This is a genomic window from Curtobacterium sp. VKM Ac-2852 (assembly GCF_013205045.1).
GTDB classification, from domain to species: Bacteria; Actinomycetota; Actinomycetes; order Actinomycetales; family Microbacteriaceae; genus Curtobacterium; species Curtobacterium flaccumfaciens.
In genome coordinates this window covers 450,641-469,330 of the sequence record NZ_JABMLI010000002.1, presented here as the reverse complement: position 1 = coordinate 469,330, position 18,690 = coordinate 450,641, and the positions used below count along the sequence as shown (strand labels likewise).

At 71.5% G+C, this 18,690-nt stretch carries 23 protein-coding genes; 4 read left to right on the top strand and 19 right to left on the bottom strand.

The genetic code is table 11. The features are described 5' to 3' along the window. Window positions 1-67 precede the first annotated feature (67 nt). From HQQ79_RS08645 to HQQ79_RS08630, 4 genes are all read left to right on the top strand, one after another. Window positions 68-1,669, top strand: coding sequence for a Na+/H+ antiporter (locus HQQ79_RS08645; RefSeq protein ID WP_111223767.1), 1,602 nt, complete (start codon window positions 68-70; stop codon window positions 1,667-1,669). Window positions 1,670-1,934: 265 nt separating this feature from the next. Beyond that, window positions 1,935-2,783, top strand: coding sequence for a pentapeptide repeat-containing protein (locus HQQ79_RS08640; RefSeq protein ID WP_173033716.1), 849 nt, complete (start codon window positions 1,935-1,937; stop codon window positions 2,781-2,783). Window positions 2,784-2,894: 111 nt separating this feature from the next. Beyond that, entirely contained in the window at window positions 2,895-3,050 is a 156-nt protein-coding gene (locus HQQ79_RS08635) for a hypothetical protein (RefSeq protein ID WP_017887460.1), read from the top strand. Between the two features lie 120 nt (window positions 3,051-3,170). Further along, on the top strand, window positions 3,171-3,461 hold the full coding sequence (locus HQQ79_RS08630) for a helix-turn-helix transcriptional regulator (RefSeq protein WP_071244608.1): 291 nt from the start codon (window positions 3,171-3,173) through the stop codon (window positions 3,459-3,461). A 25-nt stretch (window positions 3,462-3,486) separates the two neighbouring features. On the opposite strand, the gene HQQ79_RS08625 is transcribed toward HQQ79_RS08630, so the two are convergent. From HQQ79_RS08625 to HQQ79_RS08535, 19 genes are all read right to left on the bottom strand, one after another. Beyond that, window positions 3,487-4,176: a cation diffusion facilitator family transporter gene (locus tag HQQ79_RS08625; RefSeq protein WP_173033714.1), complete on the bottom strand. Its 690-nt coding sequence runs from the start codon at window positions 4,174-4,176 to the stop codon at window positions 3,487-3,489. Beyond that, a complete protein-coding gene (locus HQQ79_RS08620; protein ID WP_111101187.1) occupies window positions 4,158-4,484 on the bottom strand; it encodes a helix-turn-helix transcriptional regulator in 327 nt (108 codons plus the stop codon). Before HQQ79_RS08620 ends, HQQ79_RS08625 begins: the two co-directional genes overlap by 19 nt. A 23-nt stretch (window positions 4,485-4,507) precedes the next feature. Beyond that, a complete protein-coding gene (locus HQQ79_RS08615) occupies window positions 4,508-4,693 on the bottom strand; it encodes a hypothetical protein (protein WP_173033712.1) in 186 nt (61 codons plus the stop codon). A gap of 183 nt (window positions 4,694-4,876) precedes the next feature. After that, window positions 4,877-6,052: a flagellar hook protein FlgE gene (locus HQQ79_RS08610; protein WP_173033710.1), complete on the bottom strand. Its 1,176-nt coding sequence runs from the start codon at window positions 6,050-6,052 to the stop codon at window positions 4,877-4,879. A gap of 80 nt (window positions 6,053-6,132) precedes the next feature. Next, window positions 6,133-6,576: a flagellar hook assembly protein FlgD gene (locus HQQ79_RS08605; RefSeq protein WP_027465521.1), complete on the bottom strand. Its 444-nt coding sequence runs from the start codon at window positions 6,574-6,576 to the stop codon at window positions 6,133-6,135. Window positions 6,577-6,601: 25 nt separating this feature from the next. Beyond that, entirely contained in the window at window positions 6,602-8,017 is a 1,416-nt protein-coding gene (locus HQQ79_RS08600) for a flagellar hook-length control protein FliK (protein ID WP_173033708.1), read from the bottom strand. Further along, the gene (locus HQQ79_RS08595) at window positions 8,014-8,751 is read right to left on the bottom strand and encodes a C40 family peptidase (protein WP_027465519.1); all 738 of its coding nucleotides are present in this window, start codon (window positions 8,749-8,751) and stop codon (window positions 8,014-8,016) included. The genes HQQ79_RS08600 and HQQ79_RS08595 overlap by 4 nt, the downstream gene beginning before the upstream one ends. After that, window positions 8,748-9,179: a flagellar FliJ family protein gene (locus HQQ79_RS08590; RefSeq protein WP_071403924.1), complete on the bottom strand. Its 432-nt coding sequence runs from the start codon at window positions 9,177-9,179 to the stop codon at window positions 8,748-8,750. The genes HQQ79_RS08595 and HQQ79_RS08590 overlap by 4 nt, the downstream gene beginning before the upstream one ends. After that, the gene (locus HQQ79_RS08585; RefSeq protein ID WP_110863829.1) at window positions 9,179-10,522 is read right to left on the bottom strand and encodes a FliI/YscN family ATPase; all 1,344 of its coding nucleotides are present in this window, start codon (window positions 10,520-10,522) and stop codon (window positions 9,179-9,181) included. The genes HQQ79_RS08590 and HQQ79_RS08585 overlap by 1 nt, the downstream gene beginning before the upstream one ends. Further along, window positions 10,519-11,190, bottom strand: a complete 672-nt coding sequence (locus tag HQQ79_RS08580) for a hypothetical protein (protein ID WP_173033706.1) — start codon at window positions 11,188-11,190, stop codon at window positions 10,519-10,521. The genes HQQ79_RS08585 and HQQ79_RS08580 overlap by 4 nt, the downstream gene beginning before the upstream one ends. Further along, window positions 11,183-12,223, bottom strand: coding sequence for a flagellar motor switch protein FliG (fliG, locus tag HQQ79_RS08575; RefSeq protein WP_173033704.1), 1,041 nt, complete (start codon window positions 12,221-12,223; stop codon window positions 11,183-11,185). Before fliG ends, HQQ79_RS08580 begins: the two co-directional genes overlap by 8 nt. A gap of 8 nt (window positions 12,224-12,231) precedes the next feature. Beyond that, the gene (gene fliF / locus HQQ79_RS08570) at window positions 12,232-13,902 is read right to left on the bottom strand and encodes a flagellar basal-body MS-ring/collar protein FliF (protein WP_173033702.1); all 1,671 of its coding nucleotides are present in this window, start codon (window positions 13,900-13,902) and stop codon (window positions 12,232-12,234) included. Continuing rightward, window positions 13,902-14,240 carry a flagellar hook-basal body complex protein FliE gene (gene fliE / locus HQQ79_RS08565; protein WP_173033700.1) on the bottom strand — a complete coding sequence of 113 codons (339 nt, stop codon included), beginning with the start codon at window positions 14,238-14,240 and terminating at the stop codon, window positions 13,902-13,904. The genes fliF and fliE overlap by 1 nt, the downstream gene beginning before the upstream one ends. Further along, window positions 14,240-14,635 (bottom strand): flagellar basal body rod protein FlgC, encoded by a 396-nt coding sequence (locus tag HQQ79_RS08560; protein WP_071244596.1) that lies wholly within the window; start codon window positions 14,633-14,635, stop codon window positions 14,240-14,242. The genes fliE and HQQ79_RS08560 overlap by 1 nt, the downstream gene beginning before the upstream one ends. Then, entirely contained in the window at window positions 14,632-14,976 is a 345-nt protein-coding gene (locus HQQ79_RS08555; RefSeq protein ID WP_017886135.1) for a flagellar basal body protein, read from the bottom strand. Before HQQ79_RS08555 ends, HQQ79_RS08560 begins: the two co-directional genes overlap by 4 nt. A 508-nt stretch (window positions 14,977-15,484) precedes the next feature. Continuing rightward, the gene (locus tag HQQ79_RS08550) at window positions 15,485-15,811 is read right to left on the bottom strand and encodes a hypothetical protein (RefSeq protein WP_173033698.1); all 327 of its coding nucleotides are present in this window, start codon (window positions 15,809-15,811) and stop codon (window positions 15,485-15,487) included. Then, window positions 15,801-16,274, bottom strand: a complete 474-nt coding sequence (gene fliS, locus HQQ79_RS08545) for a flagellar export chaperone FliS (protein WP_027465510.1) — start codon at window positions 16,272-16,274, stop codon at window positions 15,801-15,803. The genes HQQ79_RS08550 and fliS overlap by 11 nt, the downstream gene beginning before the upstream one ends. 11 nt (window positions 16,275-16,285) lie before the next feature. Next, entirely contained in the window at window positions 16,286-17,674 is a 1,389-nt protein-coding gene (gene fliD / locus HQQ79_RS08540) for a flagellar filament capping protein FliD (protein ID WP_367948078.1), read from the bottom strand. Between the two features lie 106 nt (window positions 17,675-17,780). Next, entirely contained in the window at window positions 17,781-18,638 is an 858-nt protein-coding gene (locus HQQ79_RS08535) for a flagellin (protein ID WP_216852346.1), read from the bottom strand. Window positions 18,639-18,690 lie beyond the last annotated feature (52 nt).

Genomic DNA, 18,690 nt, shown 5'->3' with positions numbered 1-18,690 from the left:
GGCTGTTCTGGAAGGATCCACCGTGGATCGGCGTTGACTGGCGGGTCGGACGACGATCGGAGTGCACGTGCTGGGACCGGAACTGGTGGTCGTGCTCGGCCTCGCCATCGCACTGACGGCGGCCGTGGCCGACCGGATCCGGATCGCGCCACCCGTGCTGCTCCTGGTCTTCGGCGCGCTGCTCGGGCTTGTGCCGGAGTTCGCGGACGTGGAGCTCCCCGCCGAGGCCGTGCTGCTGCTGTTCCTGCCGGCGCTGCTCTACTGGGAGAGCCTGACGACGTCGCTCCGCGAGATCCGGAAGAACCTGCGCGGCATCGTCCTGATGGGCACCCTGCTCGTCGTGGTGACCGCCGGCGCCGTCGCCGTGCTGCTGCACCTGCTCGGGATGCCGTGGGGGCCGGCCTGGGTGCTCGGCGCCGCGGTCGCCCCGACCGACGCGACCGCGGTCGGCGTGCTCACGAAGATGCTGCCGCGGCGGAACGTCACGGTGCTCCGCGCCGAGAGCCTGGTGAACGACGGCACCACCCTCGTCGTCTACGGCATCGCGGTGGCCGTCACCGTCGGCACGCAGGAGCTCACGTTCTGGGGCGTGTCCGGCATGCTCGTCCTGTCCTACATCGGCGGGGTCGCCGCCGGGCTCGCCGCCGCCTGGATCGGGACGATGGTGCTGCGGCGCGTCGACACCGTCGTGCTCGAGAACCTCGTCACCCTGCTCGTGCCCTTCGCAGCCTTCCTGGCCGCCGAGGCCATCGGCGCCTCCGGCGTGCTCGCCGTCGTGGCGGCCGGCATCGTCGTCAGCCAGGTCGGCCCCAAGCTCGACCGCGCCGAGACCCGACAGCAGGTGCGCGCGTTCTGGTCGTTCCTGACCTTCCTGCTCAACGGCGCGCTGTTCGTCCTGGTCGGTATCGAGGCGATGGTCGCCGCCCGCGCGCTCGACCCCGCCGACCTGCTGCGTGGGACCGGGATCGTCTTCGCGGTCGCGGTGCTGCTCGTCATCGTGCGGTTCGCGTTCCTCAACGCCGCGGGCGGGACCATCTGGCTCGTCACCCGGCGCACCGGCGGGGAACCCCGCGAAGGGCACCGCGACCGGCTCGTCAGCGGGTTCGCCGGGTTCCGGGGCGCGGTGTCGCTCGCCATGGCCGTCGCCGTGCCGCGCACCCTGGAGTCCGGTGGCGACTTCCCCGAGCGGGACCTCATCGTCTTCGTCACCGCCGGCGTGGTCATCGTCACGATCGTCGGCCAGGCCCTCGTGCTGCCGGCCGTCCTGCGTCGCGCCGCGCTGCCCGAGGACGAGTCCGTCAGCGAGGAACGTCGCTACGCCGAACGCACCGCGATCGAGGAGGCGCTCGATGCGCTCCCCCGCCTGGCGCGGTCGACCGGAGCCGATCGTGCCACCGTCGATCGCCTGCGGAAGGACTACGAGGCGCACCTCGACGTGATCGAGGCCCGCGAGGGGGACGACGACGACCACCCCGCGCTGCAGCGGCACGACAACGCGGTCGCCCTCGAGCTCGCACTCGTCCAGCACAAGGCGAGGACCCTGTTGCGCCTGCGCGACGCCGACGAGATCGACGACCTGGTGCTGCGCCAGGTGCGTGCGGGGTACGACGCGGAAGAGGCGCGGTTGGACGGCATCGAGTCGGTGGCGTCACCGCCCACGTCGTCGTAGGGCGACTCCGCGCACACCTGGTCGAATCGGGCGTACCCGGTCTGTCGTTCTGACCGGGTACGCCCGATTCCCGTTCCCGCCGCACCGGGAACGCTAGCCTGGCCGCAGTGATCCTCCGTCTCTCTCGGTGACCCACCGGTCACCCAGCACCACCGGTTCGCCCCGCCGACGCGCGGGGGTGGTCTCGTGCGCCCGGACGGGGAGCTCCACCAGGAGTTCCCCCGCACCCGGCACACCATCCAGACCACCAGAGGAAGACCACTCCATGACGACCACCGACCGGTCCGCCCTGCGCGCGGACTGCGGCAGCTGCTTCGCGCTCTGCTGCACCGCCTTCGGGTTCCAGCGCTCCGCCGACTTCCCGATCGACAAACCCGCCGGCACCCCTTGCGGCAACCTCGCTGACGACTTCTCCTGCTCCATCCACCAGGCGCTGCGGCCGCGCGGGTTCCGGGGCTGCACCGTCTTCGACTGCTCCGGTGCTGGCCAGTACGTGTCCCAGACCCTCTACGACGGGGTCAGTTGGCGTGACCACCCGGACTCCCGCGCGGAGATGTTCCGGGTGTTCCCGATCGTCCGCAGGTTGCACGAGATGCTCTGGCACCTCGCCGAGGCGCAGGACCGCGCGGTGACCCCGGACTCAGCAGGCGACACTGCCCTCCTCGCGGAGGAGATCCGGCGAAGCCTCGACGCTGGCCGGCCGATGCTCCTCGCGCTGGACGTGGAGCCACTGCACGCTCGAGTGCGCGATGTCCTCGTCGAGGTGAGCGCCGAGGTACGGGGCCGGTACAGCGCCGGTGCGGACGACGCACCGGACGGCCTGCTGCGACCGGGGGCGGACCTCGCCGGTTCCGACCTCCGCGCACGCTCGCTGCGCGGGGCCGACCTGCGGGGAGCCACGCTGATCGCGGCGGACCTGCGCGGTGCCGACCTGTCCGGAGTCGACCTGCTCGGCGTCGACCTGCGGGATGCACGGGTCGACGGAGCGGACCTGTCCACGGCGGTGTTCCTCACACAGGCGCAGGTGAACGCGGCACGCGGTGACTCCGCCACTCTGGTGCCCGACGGGATCGACCCACCGTCGCAGTGGTCGTCGTCGGCGATCGAGCGCTGAGCGAGCTCGGTCCCGGAGTTGACACCGGTTCTCATCTATAAATGTATTGCTACTTCTGCATATGTAATCTACGCTGAGGGCATCCCAACCGACGATCAGCAGGAGGTCACCATGGCCGAGCACGAGAACAGCGCAGAGCACACCGTCGCCGAGCACACCCACCAGGACGGCTGCGGCCACGAGACGGTCCAGCACGAGGACCACGTCGACTTCGTCCACGACGGACACAAGCACGCCCAGCACGGCGACCACTACGACGAGCACTGATCTCCTGATCAGCGCAGGCCCGGAATCAGCACCGATCGACGGACCTGCACGACGGCCCCGACGCACCGCGCCGGGGCCGTCGTGTTGCATGCACGTATGCGCGTGCGCTTACATGAGTCCATGTCAGACGGGATCGAAGCAGCAGCCGAACTCTTCAAGGCGCTGTCCTCGCCCGCCCGACTCCGGATCCTGTCCGCGCTGATTCCCCAGCCTTCCGACGTCGGCTCCCTCGCCGAAGCGACCGAGCTGTCGCAGCCCCTGGTGTCCCAGCACCTTCGCACGCTGCGGCTCGCGGGCATCGTGCAGGTCGAGCGCATCGGGCGGAACGCCGTCTACTCGCTGCACGACGAGCACATCGCCCACATCGTCGGTGACGCGGTCAGCCACGTCAGCGAGTCCGAAGCCGGCTGAACCGCCGGCCACAGGCAGACTCCGATCAGCAGCAGTCGCAACCCTCGCGCTCGCGCTCCCCGGTCAGTGCCGACACCGGCTGCTTGCACGCGTCACCGCGCCAGGCTTCGAGACCCTCGCGCACGGCGAACACGACCACGACGAGTCCTGCGAGCGGATCGGCCCACCACCAGCCGAACAGGCTGTTCGCCAGCAGGCCGAGCAGCACCGCCGCCGACAGGTAGCTGCAGATCAGCGTCTGCTTCGAGTCGGCGATCGCCGACGCCGAGCCGAGTTCGCGTCCGGTCCGCCGTTCGACGAGGCTCAGGAACGGCATGACCGCCAGGCTCACCGCGGCCAGGCTGATGCCGACCGGACTGTGCTCCGGCGACCGGACACCCGTGAAGGTCAGGACGGCATCGACACTGACCACCAGGGCGAGCCCGAAGAACGAGACCGCGATCACCTTCAGCGCCGTTCGTTCCCGGGCTTCCGGGTCACGCGCGGCGAACTGCCACGCCACGGCCGCTGCCGACAGGACCTCGACGATCGAGTCGAGCCCGAAGCCGATCAGCGCGGTGGAGGACGCCACCGAACCGGCGGCGATCGCCACGACGGCCTCGATCACGTTGTAGGCGATGGTCGCCGCGACGATCCACCTGATCCGTTGCCGGAGCACGCCGACACGGGCCGGCGCGAGCGACATCGCAGCCGTGGTCACCGCTCGACCTCGCATCCGTCGTCGTCGGCGACGTCGACCGCCAGGACCACGTCGACCAGGGACTCGAGCGCGCGGGTGAGGTTGCGGTCCGCGATCTCGTAGCGGGTCCGACGCCCCTCAGGCACGGCGACGACGATCCCGCAGCCGCGCAGGCACGCCAGGTGGTTCGACACGTTCGTCCGCGTCAGCTCGAGTTCCTCGGCGAGCCGCGCCGGGTAGCCGGGTTCGTCGAGCAGCCGGAGCAGGATCCGCGCACGCGTGGGGTCGGAGAGCGCCCGCCCGAGACGGTTCAGCACGTCGTGCCGCGAGGCAATGGTCAGCATGCGCTGACCATACCCGCTCGGGCTCAGACCTCCCCGAGCCGCCGCCCGGTCAGCGCGTCGTTCCAGCTCGTGCGGCCGCCGGGAGCACGCGACTCGTGCACGCCGTCGTGGCCTGGTGGTCGATCACACCGCCAGCGGTCGAAGACGCTGCAGCAGCGGTGGTCGGACTGGTGGTCGGACTGGTGGTCGGTGTCGTGGTTCTCGCGCATCGCACCGATGAGACGTCGCGACGCAGCGTTTCGTCACGAACCGGCGCCGAACTCCCTGCACCACGAACGATGGTGAGCAGGAACGGTCGAGTCCCCCTTCAGCACCCGACCGTTCCTGCTCACCAAGCACCCGGCGACGCGAGCGGCCGGCGACGCGAGCGCCCGCGACGCGAGCCCCCGCGCCTAGCGCTTCAGGTTCGTGAGCTCCTGCAGCACCTCGTCCGAGGTGGTGATGATGCGGGCGTTCGCCTGGAACCCACGCTGCGCCACGATCAGGTTCGTGAACTCCTGCGACAGGTCGACGTTCGACATCTCGAGCGTCCCCGCAGCGAGCGAACCGACGCCCGCCGAGCCGGGACCGCCGACCGTCGCACCGCCCGAGTTCGCGGTGGCGCGGTAGCCCGACGCCCCGGTCTTCTCGAGGCCGGCCGGGTTGGCGAACGTGGCGAGGGCGATGCGTCCGAGCGCGAGCGATGCGCCGTTCGAGAACGTGCCGGTGACGGTGCCGTCCTTCGAGATCGAGTAGCCCTGCAGCGCGCCGGCCTCGCGGCCGTTCTGCGAGCCGATCGCCGCGGTGTTGAGCGAGGCGAACCCGGTCAGGTCGCCCATGTCGACCCGGATGCCACCGACGGCGAGGGTGCCGCCGGCGGTCAGCTTGCCGTCGGTGCCGAAGGTCAGCGAGGTCGTCGCCGTGGTGCCCTGGCCGTTGCGCCCGGTGACGTCCCAGCCGTCGGCGGTGCGCGTGTAGGCGAGCGACATCGTGTGCTTGGCACCCGAGGCGTCGTACACGGTGGCCTCGCGCGTGATGGTCTGGCCGACCGCGGTCTCGGACGGCAGGTTGCCGGCGACGGTGGCGGCGGTGGTGCGGACCGCCGGGGCCGCTGCTTCGAGCGGCAGCGTGATGTCGGACAGCTGGCCGTTCTCGTTGACGACGCCGTTCGTGGCCGGGTAGCCCTGCACGATCTTGCCGTCGGCGGTGACCAGGCGGCCGTCCGCGTCGAAGTCGAACGCTCCGGCGCGGGTGTAGACGGTGTCGTTGCCCAGGCGGGTGACGAAGAAGCCGTCGCCCGAGATCATCAGGTCGGTGGCCTTGCCGGTGGCCTGCGCCGAGCCCTGCGAGAAGTTCGTGGAGACCCCGGCGACCTGGACGCCCAGGCCGATCTGGGCGGGGTTCGTGCCGCCGATGCCGGTCTGCGGTCCGCCGGCACCCTGGGTCATCTGCGACAGGGTGTCCTGGAAGACGGTGGTCGACGACTTGAAGCCGACCGTGTTGACGTTGGCGATGTTGTTGCCGGTGACGTCGAGCATCTGCTGGTGGGAGCGGAGGCCGGAGATCCCGGAGTAGAGCGAGCGGAGCATGGTGCGTCCTTTCGGAGAGGCAGGAAGAGCGAGGAAGAACGAGGGAGTACGAGGACGAACGAGGAAGGAACGAGCGGGCGTCAGGACGCCGGAGCGGTGGTGGTGATGCCGGAGATCACGTCGAGAGCGACCTCCTTCCCGTTCACGGTGACCGTGGGGACGCTGTTCGCGTACGACACGGCCGAGGCGGTCCCGGTGACGGACTTGCCCGAGTCGGCGTCGGTGTAACTGACCTGCTTGCCGACGAGGTTCGCTGCGGCGATGCGCATCTGGAGCGAGAAGTTCTCGTTCCCCGTCGTGGTCTGGTTGGTGATCTGCTCCATCATCGCGAGCTGCGTCTGCTGGCTGATCATCTGGTTGGTGTCCATCGGCGAGGACGGGTCCTGGTTGCGCAGCTGCGTGACGAGCAGCTTCATGAAGACCTCGGAGTCCATCGTCTGGGACTTCTGGGCCGTCGAGTTGGCGGCCAGGGCCGCTGCCTGCGCGGTCGGGTCCACGCTGCCGGTGATGCCGTCGATGGGCATGGTGAGTTCCTGTTCGTGAGCCGGATCAGGCGAGGACGTCGAGTCCCGCGGTGCGGATGGAGGGCGTGTGGGCGGTGGGCTGCGCGCGCGGGGTGACCCGCGCCTCCAGGCCGGGGTCGCCAGGCAGGGCACGCGCGGCCGGACGCTCGTCGCGACCCGGCGCGTCCTGCGGCTGGTTCTGCGACGACAGGTCGAGCGTGGTGCTCGCACCGGTGCCGGCCGCGTCGCGCCGCAGGTCCGGCAGGACCTGGCGGACGGCCTCGCGGCCGGCGTCCGACGCGGCGAACAGCTCGACGTGCATGCCGTGCGCGGTGACGTGCGCGCGGACCGTGACCGGGCCGAGGCTCTCCGGCACGACCTGCACCGTGACGACGTGCTCGCCGGGGCCGGCCTGTGCGAGCGAGAACACCGGTCGCGCCAGCTGCTGCGCGAGCGGTGCCGGGGCCGGCGCGGTCGTCGCGGCGGGCGCGGCGGTCGGCGTCGTCGACATGACGAACGGCGTCTCGCCACCGCGGCTGGGGGCGACGGCCGGGAGGCCCGGATCACCCGGCGTCGACGCCTGCTGCTCCGTCCCGTGGCCGGCTCGGGAGCCGGTGCCGGCTGCCGGGGCGGCCGTGACGACCGGCGCCTGGCCCGGGGCCACGGTGGCGGTGTCGCCGTCGGTGGTGCGGGTGGCGGCGGGGGCCGCGATCGCGGGAGCGGCCGCCGGGGCGGTGGTCGCCACGTCGGTCGCGGCTGTGGTCGCCGAGACAGCGGTCGTCGCGGCTGTGGTGGTCGCGGGGGTGGCGCCCGCGACGATCGTCGCGGCGGCGGCCGGAGACGCGGTGCCAGCGGGCGACACGGCGGTGGTCGCCGTGCCCGTCGTCGCTCCGGCGGCGTTCTGGCGTGCACCGCCCGATGCCGGTGTCTGCTGCGGGGCCGCCGTGGCGGAGGCGGTGGTCGGCGCCGGGGTCGACGGGACCGGCGTCGAGGTGTGCTCGTTGACCGACGCCGGTGTCGCAGTCGTTCCGGCGGTCACCCCCGTGGCCACGGCGACGTGCTGGTCGCCAGCGGGCGTCTCGGCGGCGCCGGTGGCCGACTGGTCCTCCGGGCCACTCGTGAGGCCCGCCGGAGCGGTCGGTGCGGCCACGGTCACGAGTCCGGCGGCGAGCAGCGCCTGCGCGTCGACCGACGGGGAACCGGTCGCGAGCACCGACTGGTCCGACGCGGACGCGGACGCGGACGGCGTGGCGGCGGTGCTCGGCGTCGCGGCCGAGCCGTCCGCCGTGCGGCCGTCGGTGTCGTCCCGCCCGGCGGCACCGTCTCCTGGGCGCCGCTCGGTCGCGACGGCGGCGGTCAGTGCTGCGCCGAAGGACCCGGCAGCAGCGGGGTCGGACGATGCACCCCGGGTGGGGCCCGGTGCGGTGGACACGGACGGCTGGGTGGCGATGGTCAGGCTCATGCGGCGCTCCCGGACTGCATCATGGACAACAGCGCGGCGGTCTGCAGGTCGGTCGCGGAACGCGCTGTCGAGGCGGTCGGCGCGGCGACGGCCGCCGGGGCCGCCTGTGCGGGGACGATCCGGCGGATGGTCGCGATGTCGCCCTGGGAGTACCAGTTGTCGACGATCCGGACGTCCTTGCCGGGGCGCGGCGCGTGCAGCACCTTGCCGTCGCCGACGTAGATGACGACGTGGCCCTCGCCCTTCGGGATGATCAGGTCGCCGGGCTGCGCGTCCTTCAGGGAGCCGACCTCGACGCCCATCTTCGCCTGGTCCGGCACGACCCGGGGCATCGTGACCCCGAGGTCCTTGAAGACCGTCTGCACCAGGCCCGAGCAGTCCATGCCCGCGGTCGTCTCCCCGCCGAACACGTACGGCACACCGAGGTACTTCTTCGCGTCGGCCACGACGTCGGCGCCGGTCGCACCGCTGCCGGTGGCGAGGGTTCCGGCCCCGGCGTCGACCGAGGTCGCGGGGGCACGGGTGCCCGTCGCGGAGGCTGCTGCGGTCGCGCCGGCAGCGGTCGCCGCGCCGGTCGTGCCGTCGGCGGTGGCGAGGGCGTCGGCGAAGGCCGAGGACCCCGCGGCACCGCCGGTGGCGGACGCGCTCGGGGCAGCCGTGGCCGTCCCGCCGCGCAGCGTGTCGATCTGGGACCGGATCTCCGAGATCCGGGAGAGCACCGCTTCGACGCTCATCGGGCACCACCTTCCGTGCGGCGTCGTGCCGCGATCTCGTCGAGGGCGTTCTGTTCGGTCCGGAGTTCCTCGGCCGCCTGCTGCTCGGTGTGCTTGCCCTCGAGCTTCTCGAGGCCGACGGCGGCACGACGGGCGGCGGTGTAGTCCTGCTGTGCCCGGTCGGCGTCGGCACGGCGGTTCTGCACCACGGCGTCGAGCTCCTCGAGCATCCCGCGGGTCGCGGCACGTGCTGCGGCGACGGCGCTCAGGGTGGCGGCGTCCTGGATGGGCTGGGCGTCCTCGCTGTCGGCGAGGCTCCGGCGTGCGGCGATCCGGGCGTCGGCTGCGTCACGGACGCGCTCGTTCGCGGTGGCCAGCGTGGCGGCGGCACGGTCCTGTTCGGTGTGACGCAGGCGTAGGAGTCCGGCGAGCGGGAAGCGGCGGGCCATCACGACACCCCCAGCTGCTGCACGAGGCCGCCGAGGCGCTGCCAGGACGCGTCGGCGGTCGCCCGCTCGTCCATGCCCTGGCGCAGGAACGCGTCGATCGATCCCTGGTGGTCGACGGCGGCGTCCACGAGCGGGTTCGACCCGCGCTGGTACGCACCGACGTCGAGCAGGTCCTGGGCGCCGGCACGGGCGGCCATCACCTTCCGCAGCACGGTGGCGGCGGCACGCTGCTCGGGTCGGGTGACCTTCGAGGCGACGCGGGACACCGAGCCGAGGGCGTCGACCGACGGGAAGTGCCCGGTGATCGCGAGCTTGCGGTCGAGCACGACGTGGCCGTCGAGGATGCTGCGGGCCGCGTCGGCGATCGGCTCGTTGTGGTCGTCGCCGTCGACCAGCACGGTGTACATGCCCGTGATGCTGCCGACGCGGTCGGTCCCGGCGCGCTCGAGCAGACCCGCGAGCACCGAGAACGTCGACGGCGGGTAGCCCCGGGTGGCCGGCGGTTCCCCCACCGACAGCCCGATCTCACGCTGCGCCATCGCGACGCGGGTGAGCGAGTCCATCATGAGCACGACGTCCTGGCCGGCGTCGCGGAACGACTCGGCGATGCGGGTGGCCACGAACGCGGCACGCAGGCGCATGAGCGCCGGCTCGTCAGAGGTGGACACGACGACGATCGAGCGGGCGAGCCCCTCGGGTCCCAGGTCGTCCTCCAGGAACTCGCGCACCTCGCGGCCGCGCTCCCCCACCAGGGCGATGACGTTGACGGCCGCGTCGCTCCCGCGCGCGATCATCGACAGCAGCGACGACTTCCCCACGCCGGACCCGGCGAACAGGCCCATGCGCTGCCCGCGGCCGACGGTGGTCAGGGTGTCGAGCACGCGGACGCCGAGCTGCATCGGGGTGTCGATGCGGGTCCGGGCCATCGCGCTCGGGGTGTCGTGGTCGAGCGGGACCCAGGTCACCGGTTCGCCGCCGGGACCCTCGAGCGGGCCGCGGTCGTCGATCGGTCGGCCGAGTCCGTCGAGCACGCGGCCGAACAGACCGGATCCGGTCGGCACGAGCACCGGGCGGCCGGTCGGACGCGCCGGCGTGCCCGCGGTCACGCCGGTCAGGCGGCCGAGCGGCATGCAGCGGACGCCCGAGGCATCGGTGGCGACGACCTCGACCGCGGTCTGCTCGCCGTCCTCGGCGCCGACCGTGACGACCTCGCCGACGCGGGCGTCGAGCCCGGCGATCGTCAGCCCCAGGCCGACTGCGCTCGTGACCACACCGACCCGCTGGGGTGCGGCCCGAAGCAGCGCCTCGTCGAGACCGCGCGGACGGAGCAGCGTGGCGGTCACCGGTCGGTTCCCGTCGCGTCGACCCCGAGAGCGGTGCGGGCGCGGTCGAGCGCCGTGGCGATGCGCGCGTCGAGCATGCCGTCCGGCAGGTCGACGACGGCGTCGCCGTCGCGCAGGGCGCCGTCGGCGACGACCGGCACCGGCAGGTCGAGGTCGGCGACGCGCGCGGCGTCCGCCGGGCTCAGCCGGACGGCCACCGGGATCGTGCGGTCCACGGACGCGAGCGCCCGCCGGACGGTGGCCTCCGCGCCGGACGCGATCCGGGCCTCCCGGCTGCCCGGTCCGTCCGGACCGACGACGGTCGCGTCGTGTGCGGGCCTGGAGGCGCGGACCACGTTCCCGACGATCGCCTCGGCCAGGTCGACTGCCGCGCTCGCGACCGACGCCTCGGCGTCCGCCAGGACGGGTGCGACCGTGGAGAGCATGGCGTTCGTGGCGGCATCGAGGACCGCGATCCGGCGTGCCGTGTCGGCCTGCAGCGCGGTGACGCGCGCGGCGTGCTCGGCCTCGAGCCGGTTGCGCAGGGCGTCGGTCTCGGCCTGAGCGGCCCGCAGGCCGGCGGTGTACCCGGCCGCGTGCCCGCGGACGTCCGCGCTCGACGCGCGCTCGCGTCCGGCGGGGTCGGCGAGCACCGGGAAGGCGACGCGGTGCACGACGGTGTCAGTCAACGAGCTCGTCCTCCTCGGCGCGGTGCACGGTGACGACGCCCTGGGCCTCGAGCTCGCGCACGGAGCGGACGACCTCGGCACGGGCTTCCTCGACCTGCGAGACGCGGACCGGGCCCATGGCCTGCAGTTCGTCGTCGAGGAGTTCGCGGTTGCGCTCGGACACGTTCGCGCGGATGGTCTCGACGACCGGCCCGGCTGCGCCCTTCATGGCGGTCGCGAGGATCTTCGAGTCGATTCCGCGCAGCACCTGCTGGATGTCGCGGGACTCGAGCTTCACGATGTCCTCGAAGGTCAGCATGCGGGAGCGGATGTCCTCGGCGAGCTCCGGGTCGCGGGCTTCGAGTCCCTCGAGCACGGCCTTCTCGGTCGCGACGTCCGAGCGGTTGATGATGTCGACCAGGGGCGCGATGCCACCGACGACCTCGACGCTCTCGCGCGGCGACACGACGGCCCCGGCGCGCTGGCGCAGCACACCGGCGACGATGCCGACGGCCTCGGGGGTCGCGCTGCCCATCGTGGCGAAGGCCTGGGCGACGTCGGTGCGGACGCGCTCGTCGATCCCGGCGAGCACGGCACTGGCCTGCCCGGGGCCCAGGTGGGCGAGCACGAGCGCGATCGTCTGGGGCAGCTCGCCCTCGAGCAGGGAGATGACCTGGCCGGGTTCGGCGTCGTCGAGGAAGTCGAACGACTGGCCGGCGAGGTTCGAGGCCAGACGGTCCATCACGCCTGCGGCCCGCTCGGCGCCGAACGACGCCTCGAGCAGCCCGAGGGCGGTCTCCTTGCCGCCGCGCTTCTGCAGGCGGCCGCTCATCGTGATCCGGTGGAACTCCGACAGCGTCCGGTCGACGACGGTGTCCTCGACGCGGCGCATCCGGACGATCTCGGCGGAGATCTCCTCGGCCTCCATCTCGGTGAACTGCTTCATCACCTCGGCGGCGCGGTCGGTCTCCATCTGCATGAGGATGAGCGCGACCTTCTGCGCACCGGTCAAGGCACGGTCGCTCGGACCGGAGCCGCCGCCGGGGCTCGGCATCAGCGCGCTCACACCGGTGCCCGGTCGTCGAGGAGCCCGCGCAGGAGCTCGGCGGTGCGCTTCGGGTCGCGCTCGGCCAGGGCGGAGATGTCCTGACGGCGGCGCTCGGCGGTGATCTCCTCGGTCGTCAGCACCTCGGTGGGGGCGTCCCCGCCGGGCATCGCCGACAGCACCGCGGTCGGGGCGTCACCGGCGCCGAGCGTCGCCTGGTCGTCGACGCCGTCCATCGCGAGGGGCAGCTGGAACGTCTCGCCGGCGAAGGCGTCGAGCTCGCCGAGGTCGACGGCCTCGCGCTCCTGCTTCCGGTTGCGGCGGGCGACGAAGAACATGATCGCGATGACGGCGAGGACGATGCCGATCACGATGCCCGCGGTGCGGATCGACGACCACAGTGCTTCCTGCTGGTCGGCCTTCTGCTGGGCCTCGAGGGCCTTCGCGGCCTGGTCGGAAGCGCTCGTGTCGAAGTCCATCATCGCGACCTTGACCTGGTCGCCACGGTTCTGGTCGACACCCGCGGCGGCGGACACCAGGTCGTTGATGCTCTGCAGGTTCGCGTTCTGCACGGCGTCGGCCTTCGAGTTCAGCGCGACCGAGATGGTCTGCCGGTCGAGCCCGCCCGAGGGGATCTGCGTGGTCTCGGTGGTGTGGTCGACGGCGTTGTTCTTCGTCGCCGATTCGTTCTTGTACCCGTCGTCGCCGGTGCCGCTCGTCGCGGTGCCGTTCGGGACGGCGATGTTGTCCGGACCGAGGACCCCGGTCGCGCCGGACCCCGCGCCGGCGCCGGCGCCGTACTCCTCGGTGGTGCTCGACTCGTTCAGCGCGACCGGGCCCGACGTGGGAGACGTGTAGCTCTCGGACGTCCGGGTGCCGGACTCCTGGTTCATCGTCCCGGAGACCACGACGGTCGCGTTGCCGACGCCGAGCGTGGTGTCGAGCAGGTCCTGGATCTTCTTGCTCGTCGCCGCGTCGTAGTCGGCGGCCTGGTCGGCGCCGCTGCCGGTCGCACCGGTGCCGACGGCGGACAAGGTCTGGCCCTTCGCGTCGACGACCGAGACGTCGGTGGGCTGCATGCCCTCGACCGAGGCGCTCGTCAGGTGCACGATGGCCTGCACCTGGTCGGTGCTCAGCTGCGTGCCGTTCTCGGTCGCGATGAACACCGACGCGGTCGGGTCCTTCTCCTCGGAGACAAACACCGACTTCTCCGGGATCGCGAGCTGCACGGTGGCGGTCTGCACACCGTCCATCGCACCGATGGTCTTGGCGAGCTCGCCCTCCATCGCGCGCTTGTAGGTGACGTCCTGCTGGAACTCCGAGCTCGTCACGCCCATCTTGTCGAGCAGCGAGTAGCCGCCCTCGTTCGACGACGGGAGGCCGTTCGACGCCGCCTTGAGCCGCTCCGAGTACACCTGCGCCTGCGGCACGAGGATCGTCGCGCCGCCGTCGGTGAGCTGGAACGGCACACCGTCGGTCTGCAGCTGGTCCGTGATGGAACTCGCGTCGGCCGCGGCGAGCCCGGTGAAGAGCGGCGCGTAGGACGCCTTGCCGAGCCAGGACGCGAGGGCGATCCCGCCGAGCACGAGCGCCGCGATCGCCAGGATCGCGATGGTGCGCTGGGCGGCGGAGAAGCCCTTCACGTAGGCGCTGAGGCGCGCGAAGACGTTCTTGACGGCGACGGGCATCAGGCCTGCATCCTCATGATCTCGTTGAAGGCGTCGACGCCCTTGTTGCGGACGGCGGAGACGAGCTCGAGCGTGACCTGCGCGCGGGTGGCGGCGATCGTGGCGTCGTGGATGTCGTCGAGGTTGCCGGTCACGGCCTTGAGCGCCAGGGTCTTCGAGTCGCTCTGCAGCGACTGCAGCCCGTCGACGGCGTTGCCGAGGCTCGCGGCGAACCCGCTGCCGTCGGTCGCGCCGGCGGCACCGGTGGCGTTCGTGCGGTCGCTGGACGTCCCCGAGACACTCGTCAGGGCGTTCGTCATCGCGTTGGTGGTCACACCGTTCACGGCGTCGATGGGCATCAGTTCTTCCCGATCTGCAGTGCCGCCTCGTAGGCGGTCTTGGCACGGTCGACCACGGCGGCGTTCGCCTGGTAGCCGCGCTGGGCCATGATGAGGTCCGCCATCTGCGTGCCGAGGTCGATGTCGGGCATGCGGACGTAGCCCTCCTCGTTCGCGAGCGGGTTGTCCGGGTCGTAGGTCACACGGCCGGCGGCGCTGCCGAACGCTGCGCCCTTGACGTAGGCGCCGGAGACGCCGTTGCCCTCCTGCACCTCGACGTAGCGCGCCTGGAACGCGGTGTCGTCCATCGACTTCACGGTGTTCGCGTTGGCGATGTTGTCCGAGACGGCGTCGAGCCACTTCCGGTGCACGGTCAGGCCGGTGCTCGCGATGCCGATCGCGTCGAAGGTCGTCACGAGTTCGTCCGCATCGCCGCACGGACGCTCGTGAGCTCGGAGTTCATCGCCTGCGTGGCGAACTGGTACCGCAGCACGGTGTCGATGTTCGACAGCGTCTCCTCGTCGAGGTTGACGTTGTTGCCGTTCGTGTTCGTCGGCTCGAGGCTCCGCGCCATCGTCGGCGTGGTGGCACCGTCGCCGTCCACGATCGACTTCGCCAGGGCGTCCTCGAACTGGACCTTCTCGGCGTGGTAGTTCGTCGTGTTGATGTTCGCGATGTTGTTCGCGATCACCTTCTGGCGCATCGACAGACCGTCGAGTGCGCTCTGCAGCGCGACGCTCGTCACGGAATCGAACACGAAAGGGTCCCCTCGTCAGGCGTCGTCAGTGCGACGTCGCCGTGCGGTGGTGGCCGATCCCTGGCCGAACTGGTGAGCGATCCGTGCTCGAGTGGCGCTATCGGAGTCCGTCGTCCGCCGCGTTAGGCGTCGCCCCGAACGGGGGGCGGGGGGGGGGTGCGGGTGCGGCGTCGGTGTGCGGTGTCGCCCGTTGCGCGCGCCAGCAGTTGCACGCGCACGGGAGCGACACCGTCGACGTCGTACGACATCGACATCGTCGCCCCGTGCACGCGCCACCAGTTGCACGCGCGCGAGAGCGACAGGGTCGCCGTCGTACGACAACGACGACGTCGCCCGTTGCGCGCGCCAGCAGTTGCACGGGCGCGGAAGCGACCGGGTCGTCGTCGTACGACGACGACATCGTCGCTCCGTGCAGACGCTGCCGGTTGCGCACGCGGGCAGTTGCACGGGCGCGGAAGCGACAGGGTCGCCGTCGTACGACGACGACATCGTCGCCCGCGGGCGCGGGTCAGGCGGAAGCGTCGAGGTACACGGAGCCGCGGGGCTCGCGCGTGGCTTCGACGACGCGCAGGGCACCGAGGTGCTCCAGCGTCGAGCGGCGGTCCGCCTCGAGCACCGTCATGCGGTCCCGCTGCGCGGCGAGCAGCCGGGAGGCCCGTCCCACCAGGTCCCGCGGCAGCGGTCCCAGCCCGGCCGGCTCCGACCACCCGGCCACGGCCGTGGAGTCGGCCGCCTGCCCGGCGGCGTCGTGCTCCAGGGAGGTGAGCAGGGCCTCCCATGCGGCTCGTCCGTCCGGCTGCTCAGGCGACAGCTCTGCGGACGGATCAGGCGACACCGAGGGCTCCCCCGGTCGGCTGCTGCGTGGTGGGCGTCGCGGGCAGCGACGCGGCTGCCTCGTGCCACGACTGACGCAGCGGCTCGAGGATCCGGATGCAGTCACGGGTGGCCTGCACGTCGCGGTGCACGTTCGCCGTGATGAGCGAGGTGGAGGCGTAGTTGTAGACGGCGAGCAGACCCTCGCCGCCGTCCCAGACGTCGATCCGGAGGGTGCTCGAGAGCTCACCGACGATCGCCTGGGCGTGCAGGAGCTGCTCGCGGGCCGCCTCCCAGTCGGCGGCGACCTGCGCGGCCTCGGCACGGTGCAGGTCGAGCAGCAGCCGGTCGTAGAGCATCGTCACGAGCTGGGCCGGCGTCGCCGACAGCACGGCCTCGTTCGTGTACTGGGCGCGACGCTGGTCGGTGACGGTGCGCGGCTGGGCGGCCTGGCGGAAGGCGGCTGCCTGGAAGTCGAAGGTCATGGTCGTTCCCGTCAGCTCGACGTCGAGGCCAGCTGGCCGGCGAGCCAGCTCGACTGCGACTGGAGCTTGCTGAGGCTGGTCTCGAGGGATGAGTAGAGGGTCTGCAGCGCGGCCCGGCGCCTCGTCAGCCGGTCGGTCCAGCTGTCGATCTGGGTGTTGAGGTCCTTGGCGACGGCCTGCTGCCCGGTGATGGACGTGGTGACGGAGCCGTCGTACTTGTCGGAGGCGGCGCTGGCCGCGGCACCGACGTTCGCGGCGACGCCGGAGAGCATCGCCTGGGTGGCCTTCGGATCGGCGGCGAGTGCCTTCTGGAAGACCTCCGGGTCGAAGGTGAAGCTGCCGTCCCTCGTGATCACGATCCCGATCGTCGACGGCGACTTGCCGTCGACGGGGGCGGACATCGTGCTCGTGAGCCGCTGCACGGCGTCGCGGGACGCACCGTCGCCGAGCAGGACGCCGGCCTTCGTCGTCGTGGTGCCGGACGTCGCGCTGGTCGAGCTCGACACCGCGGTGTTCGTCTTGTAGTAGGCGGCGACCGCGTTCATCGCGTCGACGAGCCCGGAGGCCACGGACTGGGCCTTGGTGGTGTCCTGCGCGACCGTCACGGTGACGGGTTCGGTGGTGGCCTTCGACACGGTGACGTCGAGCCCGGGGACGAGCCCGGTGAAGGTGTTCGTCGCGCTCGTCACCGACTGCGCGGCGGCGGTGCCGGCCCAGAGAGTGACGCTGGCGTCGGTCGCCGTGGTGACGACGGCGGCACCGGTCTCGGTGAGGACGTTCGTCGCGGTGCCCGCTGCCACGTCGTCGGCGCCGCCCCGGTACACCTGGAAGCCGCCGGCCGCCCCGGTCGTGGCGGACGTGAGCTGCAGGCGGTAGAGCTTGCTGCCGTCGGCGTCGGTGCCGGCGGAGACCTTCGTCGCGGTGACGCCCGCACCGGACTTGTTCAGGGCGGACACGGCGTCGTCGAGGGAACCGGACGCCGGCGTCACGGTGGTCGACTTGCCGTCCGCGCCGACGATCGTGATCGGCTGCGCACCGGTCGACCACGTCGACATCGCGGCCGTGACCCCGACCTGTGCCGAGGCGGTCGAACCGACGGTGAAGCTGATGGAGCCGGCGGTCGCCCCGGTACCGGTGACGGCGGTGACGGTCGGCGCGGTGCTCGTCGCGGCGAAGAGGTCGAGCGACGAGGCCTTCGCGGCATCCGTGGCCTTCGTGGCGAGCCCCTGGATCAACCCGTTGAGCGTCTGCAGTGACGAGATGAACGAGTTGGTGGTGATGAGCTTGTTCTTGAGCAGGGTCTGCGGGACCCCCTCGACGCTCATCAGCGAGTTGATGAGGTCGGTCGTCTTGAGACCGCTGACCAGACCGTCGATCGCGAGGCTGCTGCTCGAGGACACGGACGAGGACATCGTCGACACTCCCTGGCGTCGTGGAGGTGGTCAGGATGGTGGCGTCCGTCCTCCGGGACACCCGATCGGGCCCGGAGGACGGACGTCGTGATGGCTAGCGCAGGAGCGAGAGCACGCCCTGGGTGCTCTGGTTCGCCTGCGCGAGCATCGAGGTGCCGGCCTGGCTGAGGATGTTGTCGCGCGTGTACTTGACCATCTCCTGCGCCATGTCGACGTCGGTGATGCGCGAACCGGCAGCGGTGAGGTTCTCCTTGGCCACGTTCGTCACGTTGATGGCGTGGTCGAAGCGGTTCTGGACCGCACCGAGGTTGGAACGAGCCTCCGAGACCGACTTGATCTGCGCGTCGAGCTCGGTCACCGCGAGGCGAGCGTTGTCGCCCGTGGTGAAGTCGAGCTCCTTGACTGCCTTGGCGACCGTCGAGACGTTCGCACCCGTGAGGTCGACGTCGATCTTGCTGGCGTCGGAGCCGTCTGCGCCGACCTGGAAGGTCAGCTTGCCGGTACCGGGACCGGCCGCCGTGGTGGAGGCCTCGCCGTCGAGCAGCTTGATCCCGTTGAAGTTGGTCGAGTCCGAGATGCGCTGCAGCTCCTCCTGGAGCTGACCGACCTCGGTCGTGATCGCCTTCCGCGAGTCCTCGTTGTTCGAGTCGTTGCCGGCCTGGACAGCCAGGTCGCGCATGCGCTGGAGGATCGAGTGGGTCTCGGTGAGGCCACCTTCAGCGGTCTGCACGACGGAGATGCCGTCCTGCGCGTTGCGGGCGGCGACCGTGAGGCCACCGACCTGGGACTTCAGCCCCTCGGAGATCGACAGACCGGCAGCGTCGTCGGCAGCACGGTTGATGCGGAGGCCGGTCGAGAGCTTCTCGAGGGACTTCGACAGGTCGTTCTGCGTCGCGTTGAGGTTCCGGTACGTGTTGAGTGCCGAGAGGTTGGTGTTGATGGACATACCCATGGTGGTTTCCTCCGTGAATGTGGGTCGTGCGTCGGCCCGTCCGTGGGCTGAC

Bases quoted from the DNA above. Each gene is read 5' to 3' on its own strand.
- HQQ79_RS08640 (WP_173033716.1), top strand. From the start codon at position 1,935: ATGACGACCACCGACCGGTCCGCCCTGCGCGCGGACTGCGGCAGCTGC.
- HQQ79_RS08635 (WP_017887460.1), top strand. From the start codon at position 2,895: ATGGCCGAGCACGAGAACAGCGCAGAGCACACCGTCGCCGAGCACACC.
- HQQ79_RS08630 (WP_071244608.1), top strand. From the start codon at position 3,171: ATGTCAGACGGGATCGAAGCAGCAGCCGAACTCTTCAAGGCGCTGTCC.
- HQQ79_RS08625 (WP_173033714.1), bottom strand. From the start codon at position 4,176: ATGCGAGGTCGAGCGGTGACCACGGCTGCGATGTCGCTCGCGCCGGCC.
- HQQ79_RS08620 (WP_111101187.1), bottom strand. From the start codon at position 4,484: ATGCTGACCATTGCCTCGCGGCACGACGTGCTGAACCGTCTCGGGCGG.
- HQQ79_RS08615 (WP_173033712.1), bottom strand. From the start codon at position 4,693: ATGCGCGAGAACCACGACACCGACCACCAGTCCGACCACCAGTCCGAC.
- HQQ79_RS08610 (WP_173033710.1), bottom strand. From the start codon at position 6,052: ATGCTCCGCTCGCTCTACTCCGGGATCTCCGGCCTCCGCTCCCACCAG.
- HQQ79_RS08605 (WP_027465521.1), bottom strand. From the start codon at position 6,576: ATGCCCATCGACGGCATCACCGGCAGCGTGGACCCGACCGCGCAGGCA.
- HQQ79_RS08600 (WP_173033708.1), bottom strand. From the start codon at position 8,017: ATGAGCCTGACCATCGCCACCCAGCCGTCCGTGTCCACCGCACCGGGC.
- HQQ79_RS08595 (WP_027465519.1), bottom strand. From the start codon at position 8,751: ATGAGCGTCGAAGCGGTGCTCTCCCGGATCTCGGAGATCCGGTCCCAG.
- HQQ79_RS08590 (WP_071403924.1), bottom strand. From the start codon at position 9,179: ATGGCCCGCCGCTTCCCGCTCGCCGGACTCCTACGCCTGCGTCACACC.
- fliG (WP_173033704.1), bottom strand. From the start codon at position 12,223: ATGCCGAGCCCCGGCGGCGGCTCCGGTCCGAGCGACCGTGCCTTGACC.
- fliF (WP_173033702.1), bottom strand. From the start codon at position 13,902: ATGCCCGTCGCCGTCAAGAACGTCTTCGCGCGCCTCAGCGCCTACGTG.
- fliE (WP_173033700.1), bottom strand. From the start codon at position 14,240: ATGCCCATCGACGCCGTGAACGGTGTGACCACCAACGCGATGACGAAC.
- fliS (WP_027465510.1), bottom strand. From the start codon at position 16,274: ATGACCTTCGACTTCCAGGCAGCCGCCTTCCGCCAGGCCGCCCAGCCG.
- HQQ79_RS08535 (WP_216852346.1), bottom strand. From the start codon at position 18,638: ATGGGTATGTCCATCAACACCAACCTCTCGGCACTCAACACGTACCGG.